Source organism: Malikia sp., assembly GCF_028687635.1.
Taxonomy (GTDB): Bacteria; Pseudomonadota; Gammaproteobacteria; order Burkholderiales; family Burkholderiaceae_C; genus Malikia.
Genome location: NZ_JAQTZS010000013.1, coordinates 20,826 through 38,353 on the forward strand (window position 1 = coordinate 20,826; position 17,528 = coordinate 38,353).

General features: G+C 68.0%; 16 protein-coding genes. 4 read left to right on the plus strand and 12 right to left on the minus strand.

All coding sequences use genetic code 11. The features are described 5' to 3' along the window. Positions 1 to 6 precede the first annotated feature (6 nt). Positions 7 to 249, minus strand: coding sequence for a helix-turn-helix domain-containing protein (locus tag PHR85_RS09470; protein WP_300053493.1), 243 nt, complete (start codon positions 247 to 249; stop codon positions 7 to 9). Then, the gene (dusB, locus tag PHR85_RS09475; RefSeq protein ID WP_300053496.1) at positions 246 to 1,256 is read right to left on the minus strand and encodes a tRNA dihydrouridine synthase DusB; all 1,011 of its coding nucleotides are present in this window, start codon (positions 1,254 to 1,256) and stop codon (positions 246 to 248) included. Before dusB ends, PHR85_RS09470 begins: the two co-directional genes overlap by 4 nt. 169 nt (positions 1,257 to 1,425) lie before the next feature. On the opposite strand from dusB, the gene PHR85_RS09480 reads away from it, so the two are divergent. After that, positions 1,426 to 1,932, plus strand: a complete 507-nt coding sequence (locus PHR85_RS09480; protein ID WP_300053497.1) for a YqaA family protein — start codon at positions 1,426 to 1,428, stop codon at positions 1,930 to 1,932. On the opposite strand, the gene PHR85_RS09485 is transcribed toward PHR85_RS09480, so the two are convergent. The 4 genes from PHR85_RS09485 to ettA form a co-directional block, all read right to left on the minus strand. Continuing rightward, on the minus strand, positions 1,916 to 2,257 hold the full coding sequence (locus PHR85_RS09485; RefSeq protein WP_300053498.1) for an Hpt domain-containing protein: 342 nt from the start codon (positions 2,255 to 2,257) through the stop codon (positions 1,916 to 1,918). The genes PHR85_RS09480 and PHR85_RS09485 overlap by 17 nt on opposite strands. Positions 2,258 to 2,265: 8 nt before the next feature. Further along, complete coding sequence (locus PHR85_RS09490) at positions 2,266 to 2,979, minus strand: helix-turn-helix domain-containing protein (RefSeq protein WP_300053501.1); 714 nt, start codon at positions 2,977 to 2,979, stop codon at positions 2,266 to 2,268. Positions 2,980 to 3,161: 182 nt separating this feature from the next. Next, entirely contained in the window at positions 3,162 to 3,725 is a 564-nt protein-coding gene (locus tag PHR85_RS09495) for a DUF1415 domain-containing protein (RefSeq protein WP_300053503.1), read from the minus strand. Positions 3,726 to 3,742: 17 nt separating this feature from the next. Further along, a complete protein-coding gene (gene ettA, locus PHR85_RS09500; protein ID WP_300053506.1) occupies positions 3,743 to 5,407 on the minus strand; it encodes an energy-dependent translational throttle protein EttA in 1,665 nt (554 codons plus the stop codon). Between the two features lie 269 nt (positions 5,408 to 5,676). Here ettA and PHR85_RS09505 point away from each other — a divergent pair, with 269 nt between their 5' ends. Next, complete coding sequence (locus PHR85_RS09505) at positions 5,677 to 7,449, plus strand: DEAD/DEAH box helicase (protein WP_300053509.1); 1,773 nt, start codon at positions 5,677 to 5,679, stop codon at positions 7,447 to 7,449. Between the two features lie 104 nt (positions 7,450 to 7,553). Here the strand turns inward: PHR85_RS09505 and PHR85_RS09510 are convergent, their stop codons facing one another. The 6 genes from PHR85_RS09510 to acsA are packed head-to-tail and all read right to left on the minus strand — an operon-like array spanning position 7,554 to position 15,081. Then, positions 7,554 to 8,114 carry a DUF882 domain-containing protein gene (locus PHR85_RS09510; RefSeq protein ID WP_300053512.1) on the minus strand — a complete coding sequence of 187 codons (561 nt, stop codon included), beginning with the start codon at positions 8,112 to 8,114 and terminating at the stop codon, positions 7,554 to 7,556. A 14-nt stretch (positions 8,115 to 8,128) separates the two neighbouring features. Then, positions 8,129 to 9,805 (minus strand): L,D-transpeptidase family protein, encoded by a 1,677-nt coding sequence (locus PHR85_RS09515; protein WP_300053515.1) that lies wholly within the window; start codon positions 9,803 to 9,805, stop codon positions 8,129 to 8,131. Then, positions 9,802 to 10,038: an acyl carrier protein gene (locus tag PHR85_RS09520; RefSeq protein ID WP_300053518.1), complete on the minus strand. Its 237-nt coding sequence runs from the start codon at positions 10,036 to 10,038 to the stop codon at positions 9,802 to 9,804. The genes PHR85_RS09515 and PHR85_RS09520 overlap by 4 nt, the downstream gene beginning before the upstream one ends. Before the next feature lie 18 nt (positions 10,039 to 10,056). Then, positions 10,057 to 11,208 (minus strand): dihydrolipoamide acetyltransferase family protein, encoded by a 1,152-nt coding sequence (locus tag PHR85_RS09525; protein WP_300053522.1) that lies wholly within the window; start codon positions 11,206 to 11,208, stop codon positions 10,057 to 10,059. Positions 11,209 to 11,213: 5 nt separating this feature from the next. Then, positions 11,214 to 13,295 (minus strand): pyruvate dehydrogenase (acetyl-transferring) E1 component subunit alpha, encoded by a 2,082-nt coding sequence (gene pdhA / locus PHR85_RS09530; protein WP_300053525.1) that lies wholly within the window; start codon positions 13,293 to 13,295, stop codon positions 11,214 to 11,216. A 10-nt stretch (positions 13,296 to 13,305) separates the two neighbouring features. Next, positions 13,306 to 15,081 carry an acetate--CoA ligase gene (acsA, locus tag PHR85_RS09535; RefSeq protein WP_300053527.1) on the minus strand — a complete coding sequence of 592 codons (1,776 nt, stop codon included), beginning with the start codon at positions 15,079 to 15,081 and terminating at the stop codon, positions 13,306 to 13,308. A gap of 360 nt (positions 15,082 to 15,441) precedes the next feature. On the opposite strand from acsA, the gene PHR85_RS09540 reads away from it, so the two are divergent. Beyond that, the gene (locus PHR85_RS09540) at positions 15,442 to 16,122 is read left to right on the plus strand and encodes a response regulator (protein ID WP_300053530.1); all 681 of its coding nucleotides are present in this window, start codon (positions 15,442 to 15,444) and stop codon (positions 16,120 to 16,122) included. Next, entirely contained in the window at positions 16,119 to 17,486 is a 1,368-nt protein-coding gene (locus tag PHR85_RS09545; protein ID WP_300053533.1) for a HAMP domain-containing sensor histidine kinase, read from the plus strand. Before PHR85_RS09540 ends, PHR85_RS09545 begins: the two co-directional genes overlap by 4 nt. Positions 17,487 to 17,528 lie beyond the last annotated feature (42 nt).

Below are 17,528 nucleotides of genomic sequence, written 5' to 3' on the forward strand. Positions count from 1 at the left end.
GCGGCTTCAGCCGATCAGGCCATGCTCTAGCAGCTTCTTGCGCAGGGTGTTGCGGTTCAGGCCCAGCCAGGCTGCGGCACGCGACTGGTTGAACTGGGCACGCGCCATCACGACTTCGAGCATCGGCTTTTCGACCGCGTGCATCAGCATGTCGTGCAGGTTGGCGGGCGCGGTGCCATCGAGATCGGCGAAATAGGTTTCGACGTTCTCGCGCACGCAGTCTTGCAGGGATTGCTTGGGGGGGCTCATGCGGCCAGTTTCCAGGGTTCGAAGGGGGTGGCATCGAAGAATTCGCGCACGCAGTCCAGCTGCGCCGCGCAGTCCTCGATCGCGTTGATGCGGGTGCGGAACTGCGCCACGGCCAAGGGGTCGACCGGCAGCGCGCGCGCGTACCAGCCCAGGTGCTTGCGCGCGCTGCGCACGCCGGTGTACTCGCCGTAGAGCTCGTAATGCTCCTGCAGGTGCTCCAGCATCAGCGCGCGCAGCTCGGCCGCCGTCGGCGGCGCCAGCTGAAGACCCGTGGCCAGGAAATGTCCGATCTCGCGAAACAGCCAGGGCCGGCCCTGCGCGGCGCGGCCGATCATGACCGCGTCGCAGCCGGTGCGGCTAAACACATCCCGCGCCTTTTGCGGGCTGTCGATGTCGCCGTTGGCCACCACCGGAATGCGCACGCGGGCCTTGATCGCGGCCACGGTGTCATGCTCGGCGACGCCCTGGTAGCCCTGCTCGCGGGTGCGGCCATGCACGGTCAGCATCTGCACGCCGGCGCGCTCGGCCGCCAGCGCGAGCGCCGGGGCGTTCCTGACCGACTGGCACCAGCCGGTGCGCATCTTGAGCGTGACCGGCACGCCATGCGGCGCGCAGGCGGCGACCACGGCCTCGACGATCCGCAGCGCGAGCGCCTCGTCCTGCATCAATGCCGAACCGGCCCACTTGTCGCAAACCTTCTTGGCCGGGCAGCCCATGTTGATGTCGATGATCTGGGCGCCACGCTCGAGGTTGTAGCGCGCGGCGTCGGCCATCATCGCGGCATCGGTGCCGGCGATCTGGACCGCGATCGGGCCTGGCTCGCCACGGTGGTCGGCGCGGCGCGAGGTCTTCAGGCTGTCGCGCAGGTCGGGGCGCGAGGTCACCATCTCGCTGACCGCGTAGCCGGCGCCGAGCTGCTTGCACAGCCGGCGAAACGGCCGGTCCGTCACCCCCGCCATGGGGGCAACGAACAGGGCGTTCGGAAGAACGTACTGGCCTATGCGCATGCGATCGTGAAGGTCTTCGGGGGAATAAAAGAAAAAGCCGCCGACCGACGCAAGGAATGGCGCCGGACAGCGGATGCTCAAAAAGGAGGCACGAATTGTAGCCGGTCGCGCGGGTCGAGGGGGAATTTTCCGTTGCGCGAGGCTGTGCCGTGCGGCCTATACTGCGACGATGGAAGCCTGGATGACGACGCTGCTGCAGACGCTGAGCCTGCCCGAATACGGACTGGTCACGGTGTTCATCGTCGCCTTGGTCTCGGCCACGCTGCTGCCGCTGGGCTCGGAGCCGGTGGTGTTCGGCCTGATCAAGCTCAACCCCGAACTGTTCTGGCCCGTCATCGGGGTCGCCACGCTCGGCAACACGCTGGGCGGCATGGTCAGCTGGGCCATGGGCCGAGGCGCGCACGAACTGATCGATCGCGAGCGCGGCCATCCGACCCACCTCAGGGCGCTGGACTGGCTGGAGCGCTTCGGCCCCAGGGCCTGCCTGCTGTCCTGGCTGCCGCTGGTGGGTGACCCGCTTTGCCTGATCGCGGGCTGGCTCAAGTTTGCGCCGCTGGCCTGTGCCTGCTACATGGCGATCGGCAAGTTCCTGCGCTATCTGACGATGACCGGGCTGCTGCTGTGGGCCGCGCAGGGCGTGCAGCTGCCGGCCTGGCTGCTCAAGACCGCAGGCTGAAGGTCGAGACCATGCGAGCGCGCAACTCGCGCCAGCCTGTGACGGCAAGTTCCCAGGGGGACTGTTCAACTGCCAGCTCGACGCTCTTGGCAAGGGCGGAAAGTTCGGCATGGCCCAGCGTCAGCAGCACGCCCTTGAGCGTGTGCGCGGCGCGGCGCAAGGCCTGGACGTCGCCTGCGGCCTCGGCCGCATCGCCCTGCTGCAAGTCAATGGGGAACTGCGCCAGCGCCGAGGCACGGAAGACCCGGTAGAACTCGGCATCGCCTTCGAAATAGGCGACGACGGCTTGCTGCTCGTGGGCGGGAAGTTCGTCTCGCGGCCCCATGGCAAGGGTCACGTCGCGTCGACGCTGCTGTCAGCCACGGTTTCTTCTTCCTGCGCCTCTTCGGGCTGGGCGGCAGGAGCGAACAGGTGACCGAGCGCCTTGTCGATCAGCGGGGGCAGCTCGCTGACCAGGCGCGGCTTGTGCACCAGGTCCACCCCCTGCAGCGCGAAGGCATAGGGCGCGCGCTGGTCGTCATCGAGCGAGGTCAGCACGACCAGCTTGCAATTGCCAAACAGGGCATGGCGGCGCAATCCGGTGATCATGGTCGCGCCGTCGATGCCGGGCAGCAGGATGTCGACGATGATCAGGTCGGGCTGCAGGTGACCGAAGGAAACCAGGCCCGTGATGCCGTCGTTGGCCACATGCAGGTCGACCGACGGGAACTTCTGCTTGACCAGCATGGTGACCAGGTTCTGGAAATGCGAGGAGTCCTCGATCAGCAGCACGCGCGGCACATGCACGACGGCGCGGCGGCGACCCGGGCCGCGGATCTCGCCGGTGTGACCGGTGAAGCTGGCCACGCCCGTCACGCCGGCCCGGCTACCCTGGATCCAGCGCTCGAGCGACTCGCGCGTGATGCGGCGGTGGCCGCCCGGCGTCTTCCAGGCCTGCAGGTCGCCCCGATCCACCATCAGCTGCACGGAACGCACCGCCATGCCCAGGATCTTGGCCACCTCCAGCGTGGTGTAGTAGTTGGACGAGGACATCTCAGTATTGGACATGGTACAGCTCGCAAATCGACAGGACAAGACTCACTTTGGTGAGCACAGCAGGAAGCTTATTTAGCTATTTTATTAAATATTCCTGCCTGCACAAGAAAAAAACGCCCCCATATGGCTAATAGGGGCGCATTTTTTCGCCATGAAGAGCCGATCCCGGCGCCTGGCGGCGCGGGAGCCCCGTGTCAGCGCGCCGAAAGCAGGCGCTTCCAGCCTTCGAGGCCGAGCGCGCGCACGGTCTTGAGGTTGCGCTCGACGATGTCCTCGGCGCTGTCGCCCGATTCGACCGCGCGGTCGATGCTGTCCTCGCGCAGCAGGTGCAGCGTCGGATAGGGCGCGCGGTTGGTCAGGTTGTCGGCGTCGTCGGCCTCGGTGTCCTCGAACTGGAAGGCCGGGTGGAACGGCGCGACCTGGATCACGCCCTCGAGCTCGTGCTCCTCGACCACTTCGTCGACCACGTTCAGGAAATCGTTGAAGACGAAGAAGTCCGGGAACAGCGTCGGGTGCACCAGCAGCGTGGTGTCGACCTGCTCGGCCGGGGTGGACTTGAGCAGTTCGAGCTCGCGGTCGAGGTCATCGAGCAAGGCGTCGATGTTGCGCGCGCGGCTGACCACCAGGCGGACCTGGTTCTTGACGTAGACCGACTTGGCGAACGGACAGAGGTTCAGGCCGATGACGGCCTGCTCGATCCAGTGGCGCATCTCGGCCAGCACCTGCTCGTCGCTCGGGGCCTGGGTGTTGTCGGACATGGGATGACGGCTCCGGATTACTTCAGGGCCTTGAAGCGCACGCGCTTCGGACGCGCGCCCTCTTCACCCAGGCGACGCTTCTTGTCGGCTTCGTACTCGGTGAAGTTGCCGTCGAAGAACTTCCACTGCGAGTCACCCTCGCAAGCCAGGATATGGGTACAGATGCGGTCGAGGAACCAGCGGTCATGCGAGATCACCATGGCCGAGCCGGCGAACTCGAGCAGCGCCTCTTCCAGCGCGCGCAGGGTTTCGACGTCGAGGTCGTTCGACGGTTCATCGAGCATCAGCACGTTGCCGCCCTGGGCCAGGGTCTTGGCCAGGTGCAGACGGCCGCGCTCACCGCCCGACAGGTTGCCGACCAGCTTCTGCTGGTCGTTGCCCTTGAAGTTGAAGCGGCCGATGTAGGCACGGCTCGGCATCACGAACTTGCCGACCACGATGTTGTCGAGGCCGCCCGAGACGTCTTCCCAGACCGTCTTGCTGGCGTCCAGGCTCTCGCGGCTCTGGTCGACGAAGGCCAGCTTGGCGGTCTGGCCGATGGTGACCTCGCCGGCGTCCGGCGTCTCGACGCCCTGGATCATGCGGAACAGGGTCGACTTGCCGGCGCCGTTGGGGCCGATGATGCCGACGATGGCGCCCGGCGGCACCGAGAAGCTCAGGTTGTCGATCAGCAGACGCTCGCCGAAGGACTTGCTGACGTTCTTGAACTCGATGACCTGGTTGCCCAGGCGCTCGGCGACCGGGATGAAGATCTCGTTGGTCTCGTTGCGCTTCTGGTAGTCGACGTCCGACAGCTCCTCGAAGCGGGCCAGACGCGCCTTGCTCTTGGCCTGACGGCCCTTGGCATTGCTGCGCACCCACTTGAGTTCTTCCTTCATCGCCTTGGTGCGGGCGTCCTCGGTGCGCTGCTCGGTCTCCAGACGGCTTTCCTTCTGGTCCAGCCAGTCGGAGTAGTTGCCCTTGTAGGGGATGCCGTGGCCACGGTCGAGTTCGAGGATCCACTCGGCGGCGTTGTCGAGGAAGTAGCGGTCGTGGGTGATCGCGACCACGGTGCCGGGGAAGCGACTCAGGAACTGCTCCAGCCACTCGACCGATTCGGCATCCAAGTGGTTGGTCGGTTCGTCGAGCAGCAGCATGTCGGGCTTGGACAGCAGCAGGCGGCACAGCGCGACGCGACGCTTCTCGCCACCCGACAGGTTCTTGATCAGCGCGTCCCAGGGCGGCAGGTTGAGCGCGTCGGCGGCCAGCTCAAGCTGCAGGTCGGTGTTCTCGGATCCGGCGGCGGCGATGATGGCTTCGAGCTCGGCCTGCTCGGCGGCCAGCGCATCGAAGTCGGCATCTTCCTCGGCGTAGGCGGCGTAGACCTCTTCCAGACGGGCCTTGGCCTTCAGCGAGCCGCCGATGCCCTCTTCCACCGCCTGGCGCACGGTCTGCTCGGGATCGATCTGCGGCTCCTGCGGCAGGTAGCCGATCTTGATGCCCGGCATGGCGATGGCTTCGCCCTCGATGTCCTTGTCGATGCCGGCCATGATCTTGAGCAGGGTCGACTTGCCGGAACCGTTCAGGCCGAGCACGCCGATCTTGGCGCCGGGAAAGAAGCTGATGGAAACGTTCTTCAAGATCTGCCGCTTGGGCGGCACGGTCTTGCTGACGCGGTTCATGGAAAAAACGTATTGGGCCATGGAGACAGGTAGTAGGTGATAAATCGGCAAAAACGCAAAGCCACTTGCGTGCAACACCGCATTATCCCTTTATGCGACAATGTCAGCGTGTGCACCTGCAGTCAGTGCCACGCCAGCGCCCTGCTGGGGCTTACCGCCCGACCCGTCCGGTCGGCTACGGAGCCCGCCTTCGATTCGCATCAGCCCGCTAGACTGGCCGGTCGCCCGCATCAAACCGGGCGCTGGAATGGCCGATGTCCCAAGCGCAACGGACTTGCGCCCCACACAACATGACATTTGAAGAACTGAAGCTGGCCCCGGCCATTCTGGAAGCCGTGCGCGAGCAAGGCTACGAACACCCGACGCCGATCCAGGCCGAGGCCATCCCCGCCGTGCTCGCGGGCCACGACCTGCTCGCCGGCGCCCAGACCGGCACCGGCAAGACCGCGGCCTTCACGCTGCCGATGCTGCACCGCCTGCAGGAGAACGCGCCCGAAGCCGTCAAGGGCAAGGCCCGTCCGGTGCGCGCGCTGGTGCTGGCACCGACGCGCGAACTCGCGGCCCAGGTCGAGGAATCGGTCAAGGGTTACGGCAAGCACCTCAAGCTCAAGTCGGCCGTGATCTTCGGCGGCGTCGGCATGAACCCGCAGATCAACGCGCTGCAAAAGGGTGTCGACATCCTGGTCGCGACCCCGGGCCGCCTGCTCGACCTGATCGAGCAGGGCCATATCGACCTGTCCCGGGTCGAGATCCTGGTGCTCGACGAAGCCGACCGCATGCTCGACATGGGTTTCATCCACGACGTCAAGAAGGTGCTCAAGCTGGTGCCCAAGAACAAGCAGAGCCTGCTGTTCTCGGCCACCTTCAGCGACGAGATCCGCGAACTGGCCAACGGCCTGCTCAACAGCCCCAAGAGCATCCAGGTCACGCCGCCCAACACCACGGTGCAGCGCATCAAGCAGACCATCCACCCGGTCGGCCGCGGCAAGAAGAAGGCGCTGCTGGCGCACATCATCAACCAGCACAACTGGAGCCAGGTGCTGGTGTTCACGCGCACCAAGTTCGGCGCCAACAATGTCGCCGACTTCCTGAACAAGAACAACATCAGCGCCATGGCGCTGCACGGCAACAAGAGCCAGACCGCGCGCACCCAGGCGCTGGCCGGCTTCAAGACCGGCGAGCTGCGCGCCCTGGTGGCGACCGACATCGCCGCGCGCGGCATCGACATCGACGAACTGCCGCATGTCGTGAACTACGAGATCCCCAACGTCTGCGAGGACTACGTGCACCGCATCGGCCGCACCGGTCGCGCCGGCGCGCTGGGCGAGGCGGTCAGCCTGGTGAGCCTGGACGAGGAAGGCTTCATGATGGCGATCGAGAAGTTCACCAAGCAGCAGATCCCGGTCGAGATCTTCCCCGAGTTCATGCCCGAGCCGGGTGAGCAGGCCGAGCCGATCGCGATGGGCCGCCAGACCATCTGGGGTGGCGCCGGCAAGCCGCCGAGCCGCGAGGTGATGGCCGCTGCCGCCAAGGCCGCGCGCAGCGAGATGATGGAACGCATCCGCGACAAGAAGACCACCGAGAAGGCGCCCCGGGCGGCCAAGCCGCGCGGCGCGCGGGCTGAAGGCGAGCAGGCCGACGACAGCCAGCCGCTGCGCCAGGACGGCCAGCGCCGTCGTGGCCCGGGTGGCCAGGGCGCTGCCGGTCAGGGTCAAGGTCAGGGTCGCAACAACCGTCCGCGCCAGGACGGCGCTGCTCGCCCGGCTCAGCCGCGCGGCGAAGGTCGTGCTGATGCACGCGGCGAGTTCCGTGGCGAAGGCCGCCGCGGCGGTCCGGGTAGCAGCCAGGGTGGCGGTCAAGGCAGTGGTCAGGGCGGCGGCCAGCGCCAGCCCGACCCGCTGCGTACCGGCATCGATGCGCTCGGCGAGCGCGGCCGTGGCCGCGGCGGTCGCCCGGGCAGCGGCGGTGGTCGTCCCGGCAGCGGCGGCCAGGGTCGCCAGGGTGGTGGCGGCGGCGGTGGCGGCATCGACCCGCTGCGCACCAGCTATGGCCGCATCAAGTAAGCGCTTGCTGCATTGACGAAGAAGCGGCTGGCTCCTGACGGGGCAAGCCGCTTTTTTCATGCGCGGGCGGCAGGGAAAGCGTCAACGCAGTCCCCGCGCCAGGCTCACCAGTTGCGCACGCGGCCGGTATCCATGTGCACGAACTGCGAGCCCGGATAGAAGCCGACACCGCCGGCCTGCATGGACAAGGCCGCGTCGCGCAGCTCGGCCAGTGGCACGCCGGGCAGACGCACGTCAATGGCGCGCCCTTCCATGTGCAGGCTCTTCCTGGCCACGCCACCGCTGCCCTTGTTGCGCAGGCGGCCGTTGGTCTCGGGACAGCGGTAGCCCGAGATCACCTCGTAGGGCATGCGCGCGCCGAGCAGCTCGCGCACCCGGTGCAACTGCTCGAACAGCAGCGGGTCCATGCTGCCGACTTCGCCGGTGTAGTGGTCGCGCAGGAAACGGTTCAGGCGCCCGAGCGAATCCGGCTGGAACTGGTCGCCCACCGCGTAGACCAGGTTCAGGCGTTCATGCGTGTGGGTGTGAAAGAAATCGAGCGCGCGGCCCTCGGTGGCGTTGGTGCTCGTGCTCGCGCGCGCCCAGGCGGGCAGAGCGGCGGCGGCGATCAGCCCGGTGGTGCGGGCAAGGAAAAGGCGTCGAGCCGGCAGATGCGGTGGTGTCATGGCAAGCTTGGGTGTCAGCCTGGCCGGCGTTGCCGCAGTGCGGCGGCGAGCAAGCGGTCATGGCCGTAGAGATCGTTGAAAAAGAATATTTGATCGCCCTTGACCAAGGTAGTTCCGTAGTGGATCAGCACCGGCACCGGCTCGGCCAGCCTGAGCGTGTTCGACTTGCCTGATCCCATCGCCGACTCGATGCGCGCGCGATCCCAGCCCGCCATGCCCTGCAGCACGAACTCGGCCAGTTCGACCGGCTTCTCGACCCGGATGCAGCCGTGGCTGTAGTCGCGCCGCTCGCGCCCGAACAGCGAGACGGCCGGCGTGTGGTGCAGGTAGATGTTGTCGGCGTTGGGAAAGACGAACTTGATGTCGCCCAGCGCATTCTGCGGGCCGGGGCGCTGGCGGATGCGCATCGCGCCGGCCAGCACCGCGTCGAGGGCAGCGCCCGACAGGCCGCGCTGGACGCTGCCGCCGGCACCAGCGAACTCGAAACCCATGCGATTGAAGTAGCCCGGATCGCGGCGCAGCTTGGGTATGGTTTCGGCGCGCGCGATCGAGGGCGGTATGTTCCAGTAGGGGCTGAACTCGATGAAGCGCATGTCCTCGTCGAACAGCGGCGTGCGGGTGTCGAGCGCGCGCCCGACCACGACCTTGGACTCGAGCGCGACGCGCACGCTGCCGTCGGCCGCGACCTCGTAGGCGCGCAGCACGAACTCGGGCAGGTTGACGACCACCATGCGCCTGGCCTGCAACAGCGGGGTCCAGCGCAGGCGTTCGAGCGCCAGCTCGATCTGCTGCGCACGGGCGGCGGGTGCGACCTCAAGCTGCGCCCGGGTGGTGACGCCAATCACGCCATCCGGCTCCAGACCGTGGCGCGACTGGAAGCGGCGCACCGCCTCGACCAGCTCGCCCTCGTAGCGCGGCGCGCCGGACAATGGATCCAGCACGACCGCCGATGCCGATGCGGGTACAGATGCAGATCCAGCTGCGCGTGCCGGCAAGACGAAGCCAGGGGCGAGATCACCGAGCGCCTGCAAGCGCTGAGCCAGCCGGGCCAGGCCGCTCCAGGGCTGACCGGGATCGAGCCTGGGCGTGCGCGACTTGGCCGGTCTGGGCAGCTGCGGCAGCGGCTCGTCCCATGCCGGATGTGCGGCCAGGCCGCGGTAGCGTGCCAGCGCCTGGCGCAAGCGGCCGTATTGAGGCAGTTGCGGCACTGCCGCTGCGACAGCGGCAGCCGGATCCTGCCGTTGCAAGGCAGCACGCAACACCTGGCCAGGGTCGAAAGGAACGCTGCGGCCCGGCCGGTAGCGTTGACCGAGCTTGACCGGGTCGATGCGGCCGCGATGCAGATCCGCCAGGTAGCGCTCGAAAGCCCGCGTCAGCGCCTGATCGGCGGCATCGGCTTGCGGTCCAGGCGCCAGCGGCCGATCCAGCAGGCGCGCCAGCCCGGCGGCATCGTAGTCCTGCGGATCGAGGCCATGGCTGGCCGCATCGGCCAGCAGGCGCAAGGCCGCGCTGGTCTGCGGCAGCAGACGGCCGGACTCGTCGAGCCAGAGCCGGCTCGTGTTGACCGCGGCGGTCTCCAAGGCCTGCAGCGGACCGGCCACTCCGCAGGCCAGCGCAGCCATCAACAGGCGACGCCTGTCGGGACATGGCAGTGCGCCGCCGGGCACCGATGGCAAGGCAAGGCGCTTCATCGCGTCAGGTAGGCGATCACGCCGCGCAGCGTGAACAGCCTGGGATAGTCGGCCTCGGGGATGGCAACGCCGCTGCCGCGGTGCAGCCCGATCACGAAATTCTGGAAGTCCATCGAGTCGAGATCAAGTGCCTCGCGCAGGTCGGCGTCGTCGCGCACGGTCCCGAGCTCGGCCTCGGGGGCGATTCCGGCCAGCACGCTGGCGGCCAGGGTTCTGATGTCGGATTCGTTCATGACGTCATCTTCGCAGGTTCAGAGCGTCCCGGGGCTTTGCAGGGCTCGGTCTATCGCGGCCAGCAAGCGGCCGCCCTGGTGACCGTCGCTGACGCGGTGGTCGGCCGCCAGGCTGACCTGGACCAGGGGACGCGGCACGACCTGGCCGTCGACCACCCAGGGTCGCTCGACGACGCGACCGAAACCGATGATCGCGACCTGGGGCGGATAGATCACGCCCCAGACCGCCTCGGCGCCACGCTCGCCCAGGCTGGTCACGGTCACGGTCGGGTCGGTCAGCTCGGAGCTGCGCAGCCCGCCGGCACGGGCGCGCTGCACCAGGTCGCGCAGCGCAGCCATCAGCTCGGGCAGCACCAGGCGGTCGGCGTCGTGGATGGCGGGTGCAATCAGGCCACCGCCGCGCAGCGCGACAGCCCAGCCGACATGGATGCCGTCACCGGCCCGGAACAGGCCGTCCTCGCAGAAGCCGTTGAATTCGGGCAGCTCGCGCAGCGCGAGCGCCGTGGCCTTGAGCAGCAGCGCCGCCGGCAGCAGCCGCTGTTCGGGTTCCCGGTCGCGGTTGTAGCCCGCCAGCCATGCCGTTGCGGCCTGGAAATCGATCGGGCTGCCCAGGTAGTAGTGCGGGATCTCGCGCTTGGAGCGCCCCATCGCGGCGGCGATGGCCTGCCGCATCTGGGACGGATCGAAGCCACGCCGGGCTGGTGGCGGAGCTGCTGCAGCCGCAGCCACCGGCTCGACAGGCGCTGAAGTCATGGACGACGCGACGCGTTCCACATCGGCCAGCACGACAGCGCCGCCGACTCCGCTGCCACGCAGCCCTTCGAGACTGACGCCGAGCTCGCGCGCACGCCGGCGCGCGGCCGGGCTCACCAGCGGCCGCTGCCCCGGAGTTGGGGCAGCAGCGGGGATGGCAGACGTGGCAGGCGAAGGGGATGCGACGGCTGGCCCGACCCGGGCCAGCCGCGCACCCACCTTCATGTCCTGTCCCAGCGGCGCGAGCTCGCTGATCACGCCGTCGAGGAAGATCTCGACATCGATCGCGCCCTTGTGCGTCTCGACCACCGCGACGACATCGCCGCGCCTGACGCGGTCGCCGGGCTTGACCAGCCACTGCACCAGCCGGCCGGTCTCCATGTCGGCGCCCAGCGCGGGCATCAGGAAATCTGCCATCGTGCTCATCCCGGCCTGGCCGGACGCACCAAGGCGCGTACCGCGTCGACGATGTCCTCGACCTGCGGCAGGCTGGCCGCCTCCAGCTGCTCGGCGTAAGGGATGGGCAGCTCGCGGGCACAGATGCGGCGTACCGGCGCGTCGAGCTCGTCAAGCGCCTCCTCGGCGATGCGCGCGGCCAGCTCGGCCGAGATCGAGCCACTCTTCCAGCCTTCGTCGACGATCACGAGCCGGTGCGTCTTGCGCAGCGACTCGATCACGCTGCCTGAGTCGAGCGGTCGCAGCACGCGCAGGTCGATCACCTCGGCCTCGATTCCCTCGCCAGCGAGTCGCCGCGCGGCCTCCAGGCATTTTGACAGGCCCCAGCCATAGGTCGCGAGCGTCACATCGCCCCCTGGGCGCCTGACCTTGGCGCGCTCGATGTCGACTGCTGTCACGGCCGGGTCGAGCAAGGCCTCGCTCGCGTAGAGCATGATGTGCTCGAACAGCAGCACCGGGTTCGGGTCGGCCAGCGCGGCCGCGAGCATGTGTCGCGCGTCCTCGACCGTCGCGGGTGCCAGCACCTTGAGACCGGGGATATGCGCGAACCAGCCCTCGAAGCTGTGCGAATGCTGCGCCGCCAGCTGACGACCGCCGCCGGTCGCCATCCGGACCACCAGCGGCACCGCGAACTGCCCGCCCGACATGTGCGCGAGCGTCGCCGCGCCGTTGACGATCGGGTCCAGCGCGAGCAGGCTGAAGTTGCAGGTCATGACCTCGACGATGGGTCGCAAGCCCGCGACCGCCGCACCGATACCGGCGCCGACGACAGCGTTCTCGGCCAGCGGCGTGTCGACGATGCGCTCCGCTCCGAACTCGTCAAGCAGGCCCTTGCTGACCGCGTAGCAACCACCGTAACGGGCCACATCCTCGCCCAGCAGCAATACGCGCGGGTCCGCCCGCAGCGCGTCGCGGATCGCCTGGCGGCAGGCTTCGCGGTAAGTGATTTTCTGGCCGCCGGCCGGCAGCGACTGGACGGGCGCGGGCTGTGACTCAGCTGTTTGCAGCAGATCCGTGTCGCTGGTACCTGCGGCAGCTGCCCCAGGGACGGCACCGCCCTCCTCCTGCACCACCTTGTCCATCAACACGAAGCGCTCCAGGTCGGCGAACGGCTCGGGGCTGCCGGCCTCGGCCCAGGCCAGCGCCTCGGCGATCTCGGCCTCGACGCCGGATTCGATAGCGACGAGCTCGGCCTCGCTGATCTGGTGGCTGGCCTGCAACCAGGCACGCATCCTGGCGACCGGGTCGCGCTCGCGCCAGGCCTCGACCTCCTCGCGGCTACGGTAGGACTGGGCGTCGAACATCGAGTGGGCGCGAAAGCGGTAGGTGCGGCATTCGAGCAGATAGGGACCCTGGCCGGCGCGCAGTCGATCGACCGCCCGCCGGGCCGCGACCGCGACCGCGACCGGGTCCATGCCGTCGACCGCCTCGGCCTCGATCCGGTAGGCGGCGGCCTTGCGGAAGATCTCGGGCTGGGATTCGCCGATCGCCAGCGGCACTCCCATCGCGTAGCCGTTGTTCTCGCAGACGAACAGCAGCGGCAGCTTCCAGAGCGCGGCCAGGTTCAGGCTTTCGTGAAACGCACCCTCGGCCACCGCGCCCTCGCCGAAGAAGCAGGCCGTCACGGCGCCCGGGCGCAGCCGCTGGTCGGCCAGCGCGATGCCGGCAGCCAACGGCAGCCCGGCGCCGACGATGGCGTTGCCGCCGAAGAAGCGCCGCGCCCGGTCGAAGATATGCATCGAGCCGCCGCGACCGCGACAGCAGCCCTCGACCTGGCCCAGCATCTCGGCCAGCAGTTCGCGCATCGGCAAGCCACGCGCCAGCGCCTGGCCATGCTCGCGGTAAGTCGCGACCACCGCGTCGCGCGGCTCCAGCGCATGCATGACGCCAGCCGCGACCGCCTCCTCGCCGTCGTAGAGGTGCAGGAAGCCCTTGATCTTTTGTGCCTGGTACAGCTCGACGCAGCAAGCCTCGAAGCGACGCATGCGCAGCATCTCGCGCCAGAGCTGCCGCAGCGCGGCGCGGTCGATGTGGAGTTTTTCGCTCATGGCAAAGGCCTCACTTTTGTTCGTCGCTCTCTAGCGTCGAGAGGTCGCCCTCGGGCAGGCCGAGCTCGCGCGCTTTCAGCAGGCGGCGCATGATCTTGCCGCTGCGCGTCCTGGGCAGGTTGCTGCGAAAGGCGATTTCCTTCGGCGCCACGGCGGCGCCCAGGCGCGATCGCCCATGTCCGAGCAACTCGCGCATCAGGGCCTCGGACGGCTCGAAGCCGGGCTTGAGCACGACGAAGGCCTTGACCAGCTCGCCCAGCGTGGGGTCGGGCTTGCCGATCACGCCGACCTCGGCCACCGCCGGGTGTTCCATCAGCGCGCTTTCGACCTCGAACGGGCCGATCAGGTGGCCAGCCGACTTGATCACGTCGTCGGCACGGCCGACGAACCAGTAATAGCCCTCGGCATCGCGCCGCGCGAGGTCGCCGGTCAGGTACCAGCCATCGACGAAGCATTTGCGGTAGCGCTCCTCCTCGTTGAGGTAGCCGCGCAGCATCGAGGGCCAGGGGGTCTTCAGCGCGAGTTCACCGTCGGTGTCGGGCTGCTCGACCAGTTCGATGCCGCCACCCTCCTTGCGCCTGACGATGGCCGCCGTGATGCCCGGCAAGGGCTTGCCCATCGAGCCGGGCTTGATGTCCATGGATGCATAGTTCGCGATCATGATGCCGCCGGTCTCGGTCTGCCACCAGTTGTCGTGGAAGGGCTGTCCGAAGGCCTGCAGCCCCCAGACCACGGCCTCGGGATTGAGCGGCTCGCCGACGCTGGCCATGAAGCGCAGCGCCGACAGGTCGTGGCCTTTCACGGCGTCGGCGCCGAGCTTCATCATCATGCGGATCGCCGTCGGCGCGGTGTACCAGACGCTGACACGCTCGACTTCGAGCACGCCGTACCAGGTCTGGGCGTCGAACTCGGCCTCGACCACCACGCTGGTGACGCCATTGCACAGCGGCGCCAGCACGCCGTAGCTGGTGCCCGTGATCCAGCCCGGGTCGGCGGTGCACCAGAAGACATCGTCCGGGTGCAGGTCGAGCGCGTAGCGGCCCGTGACGCTGTGCGCGAGCACCGCGCCATGCACATGGACCGCCCCCTTGGGTTTGCCCGTGGTGCCGCTGGTGAAGTGCAGCAGCGCCATGTCCTCGGAATCGGTCGGGCCGATGGCGTAGTTGCCAGAGGCCGTATCGACCAGCTTGCTCCAGCACTGCACCCCGGGATCGGACAGCAGCTCGGGATCGGCCACACCGACCAGGAGCACATGGCGCAAGCCCGGCAAGCGAGCGCGCAGGCTCCTGACCTTGCGCCGGTAGAGCTCGGGCGTCGTGACCAGCACGCGGGCGTCGCCCATCTCGCAGCGGGTCGCGATCGGCTCGGGGCCGAAGGCCGAGAACAGCGGCGAAACCACGCAGCGCGCCATCAGCCCGCCCAGCAACGCGAAATAGAGCTCGGGCAGCCGCCCCAGCAGCAGGAAGACGCGCTCGCCCGGCTGCACGCCGAGCTGGCCCAGCACATTGGCGAAGCGGTGGCAATGCGCGGACAGCTCGGCATAGCTGAACTCGCGCCGCTGGCCGGACTTGCCGAGCCAGCGCAGCGCCACCTTGCCGCCTCGCCCTTCAGCCAGATGGCGCTCGACCGCCTCATGGGCCATGTTCAGCCCGCCGCCCGGCAGTCCGGTCAGGCCAGCGGCGGCGGACTCCCAGCTGAAGCTGGCGCAGGTCGCGGCGTGGTCGGCCAGATTCGGCGCCGGCCCGAGCAGGCCGGGCTGCTTGACGATGCGGCTCGGGATCTCCATCTCCCACCTCCCTGTGGCGATCGGCTCTGGACGGCCGACTGTCAGGAAGGATTCAACGCCACGGCTCCCGCGACGTCAAGTGGCCACATTTTTTCTCCATAAGTTTTCCCTAAGTCTGGCCGCGCAGAATCGATCCCATGGTGGTTGGAACGATCCAGCCGCACGCAACCTCACCTTAGGAGCCTGACATGAAAAAATCCCTGTTCGCCATCCTGACCGCTGCTGCCGTCACCGTCCGTCCGGCCCAGTTGCAGAACGCCGCCTGAGCATGAAACAGGGCCGTCAGGCCCTGATAGCGGACGCTTCCGGCTTGCGTGCCGCTTTTTGCCGACAATCCAGGCATCCATTACGAACGATGCCATGCGACTGTTATTAGCCGAAGATGACGACATGCTGGGCTCCAGCATGCAAAAAGCCCTCAAGCTGGCCGGATTCCAGGTCGACTGGGTCAAGGAAGGTGCTGCCGTGCTCACGGCGGCGAGTGCGGCCAGTTACGATGCCCTGCTGCTCGATCTCGGCCTGCCCGGGCTCGACGGACTGCAGGTGCTCCAGTCCCTGCGCCAGCGTGGCAACCACCTGCCCGTGTTGATCGTCTCGGCGCGCCAGACGGTGCAAGACCGCATCGGCGGACTCAACTGTGGCGCCGACGACTACATCACCAAGCCCTTCGATCTCAACGAACTGGTTGCGCGCCTGCACGCGCTGATCCGACGCAACCAGGGCCGCAGCCAGCCGGTGCTCAACTGCGGTGCGCTGGTGCTCGATCCGATCCGGCGCGAGGCCCAACTGGCCGGCCAGCCGCTTGAGCTCTCGCAGCGCGAGTTCGACCTGCTCCAACACCTGATGGAACGCCCCGGCGCGGTGCTGTCGCGCGAGCAGCTCGAATCCCGGCTCTACGGCTGGCAAGAAGAGGTCGCGAGCAACGCGATCGAGGTCCACCTGCACCACCTGCGCCGCAAGCTCGGCAGCGACTGGATCAAGAACGTGCGCGGCGTCGGCTACAAGCTGGTCGATGCCTCGGCGATCAAGCCCGCGGCATGAACTCGATCCGCGCCCGGCTGCTGGTCTGGCTGATCGGCTCCCTGCTGTTGGCCAGCCTGCTGGCCAGCGCGCTGACCTACGAGATGGCCTGGCGCGGCTTCAACACCATGCGCGACTACAACCTGGAGCAGATCGCCTATTCGATCGTGCGCCACGACACCCAGGACTGGCTGGCCGATCAACCCGAACCGGAACCGGTCGCGCCGACCAGCGAGGCAGCAGCGGGCGACCCGACACAGAACCCAGATCAGGCCCAGGACGAGGGACAGTTCGTGAGCCAGATCTGGACCACCAATGGCCGGCTGATCTATTCCTCGCTGACCGACACCGGCCCAGCGCTGCAGGAGCCGGGTCTGCATCAGGTCGAATGGGACGGCACGCTCTGGCGCACCTACACGCTGCACGACCGCGAGCGCGTGATCCAGGTCTCGAACCTGGCCGAGCGCCGCTGGCGCGCCTTCCTCGACTATGTGCCCAGCTTGCTGGCCCCACTGGCCTTGCTGCTGCTGTTGCTGGGTTTCCTGATCAGCGCGGCCGTCAGCGGCGCCTTGCAGCCGCTGCGCCGGCTGCGCGACGAGATCGGCGCCCGCGACGTCGCGCTGCTGAGCCCGCTCGATCCGCTTGAGATGCCCGACGAGATCCAGCCCCTGGTCGAGACGCTGAACCAGCTGCTGGCCAAGGTCGAGCGCCTGTTGACGACGCAGCGCAGCTTCCTAGCCGACGTCGCGCATGAGCTCAACACGCCACTGGCCGCGATCAAGCTGCAGGTCCAGCTGGCGCAACAGGCCCGCGCCACCGGCCAGCCCATCGTGCTCGACGACCTGGAAGCCGGCATCGAACGCTCGGTGCACCTGGTCGCGCAGCTGCTGCAGATGGCCCGGCTCGAACCCGATGCCAGGCCGCTGGAGCCGCAAGCGGTCGAACTCGAACGGATGGCGCGCGAGCGCGTGCTGGCCTTCCTGGCGCAGGCCGAGCAAAAGGACATCGACCTCGGACTGGAGTCGGAAGGCCCGCTGGAGGTGCATGGCGATCCGCAGCAGTTGCGCGTGCTGTTCGACAACCTGATCGACAACGCGCTGCGCTATTGCCCCACGGGCGCGCGCATCGACGTGCGGCTGCGGCAGGACGATGGCGGCACGGTGATCGAAGTGGCTGACAACGGCCCCGGCATCGTCGAAGCCGACAAGGCGCGCGTGCTGCAGCGCTTCGTGCGACTGCGCCCGGCCGACACCACGGGCAGCGGCCTGGGCATGGCCATCGTGCGCCAGATCGCCGAGCAGCACCAGGCATCCTTGAGCCTGCTCGACACCCCGGGCGGCGGCCTCACGGTGCAGGTCCTGTGGCCAGCTTCAGGACAAACCTGAAACCCGGCAGATATGCAGGGAGTTTTGTGTGACGGCATAGGT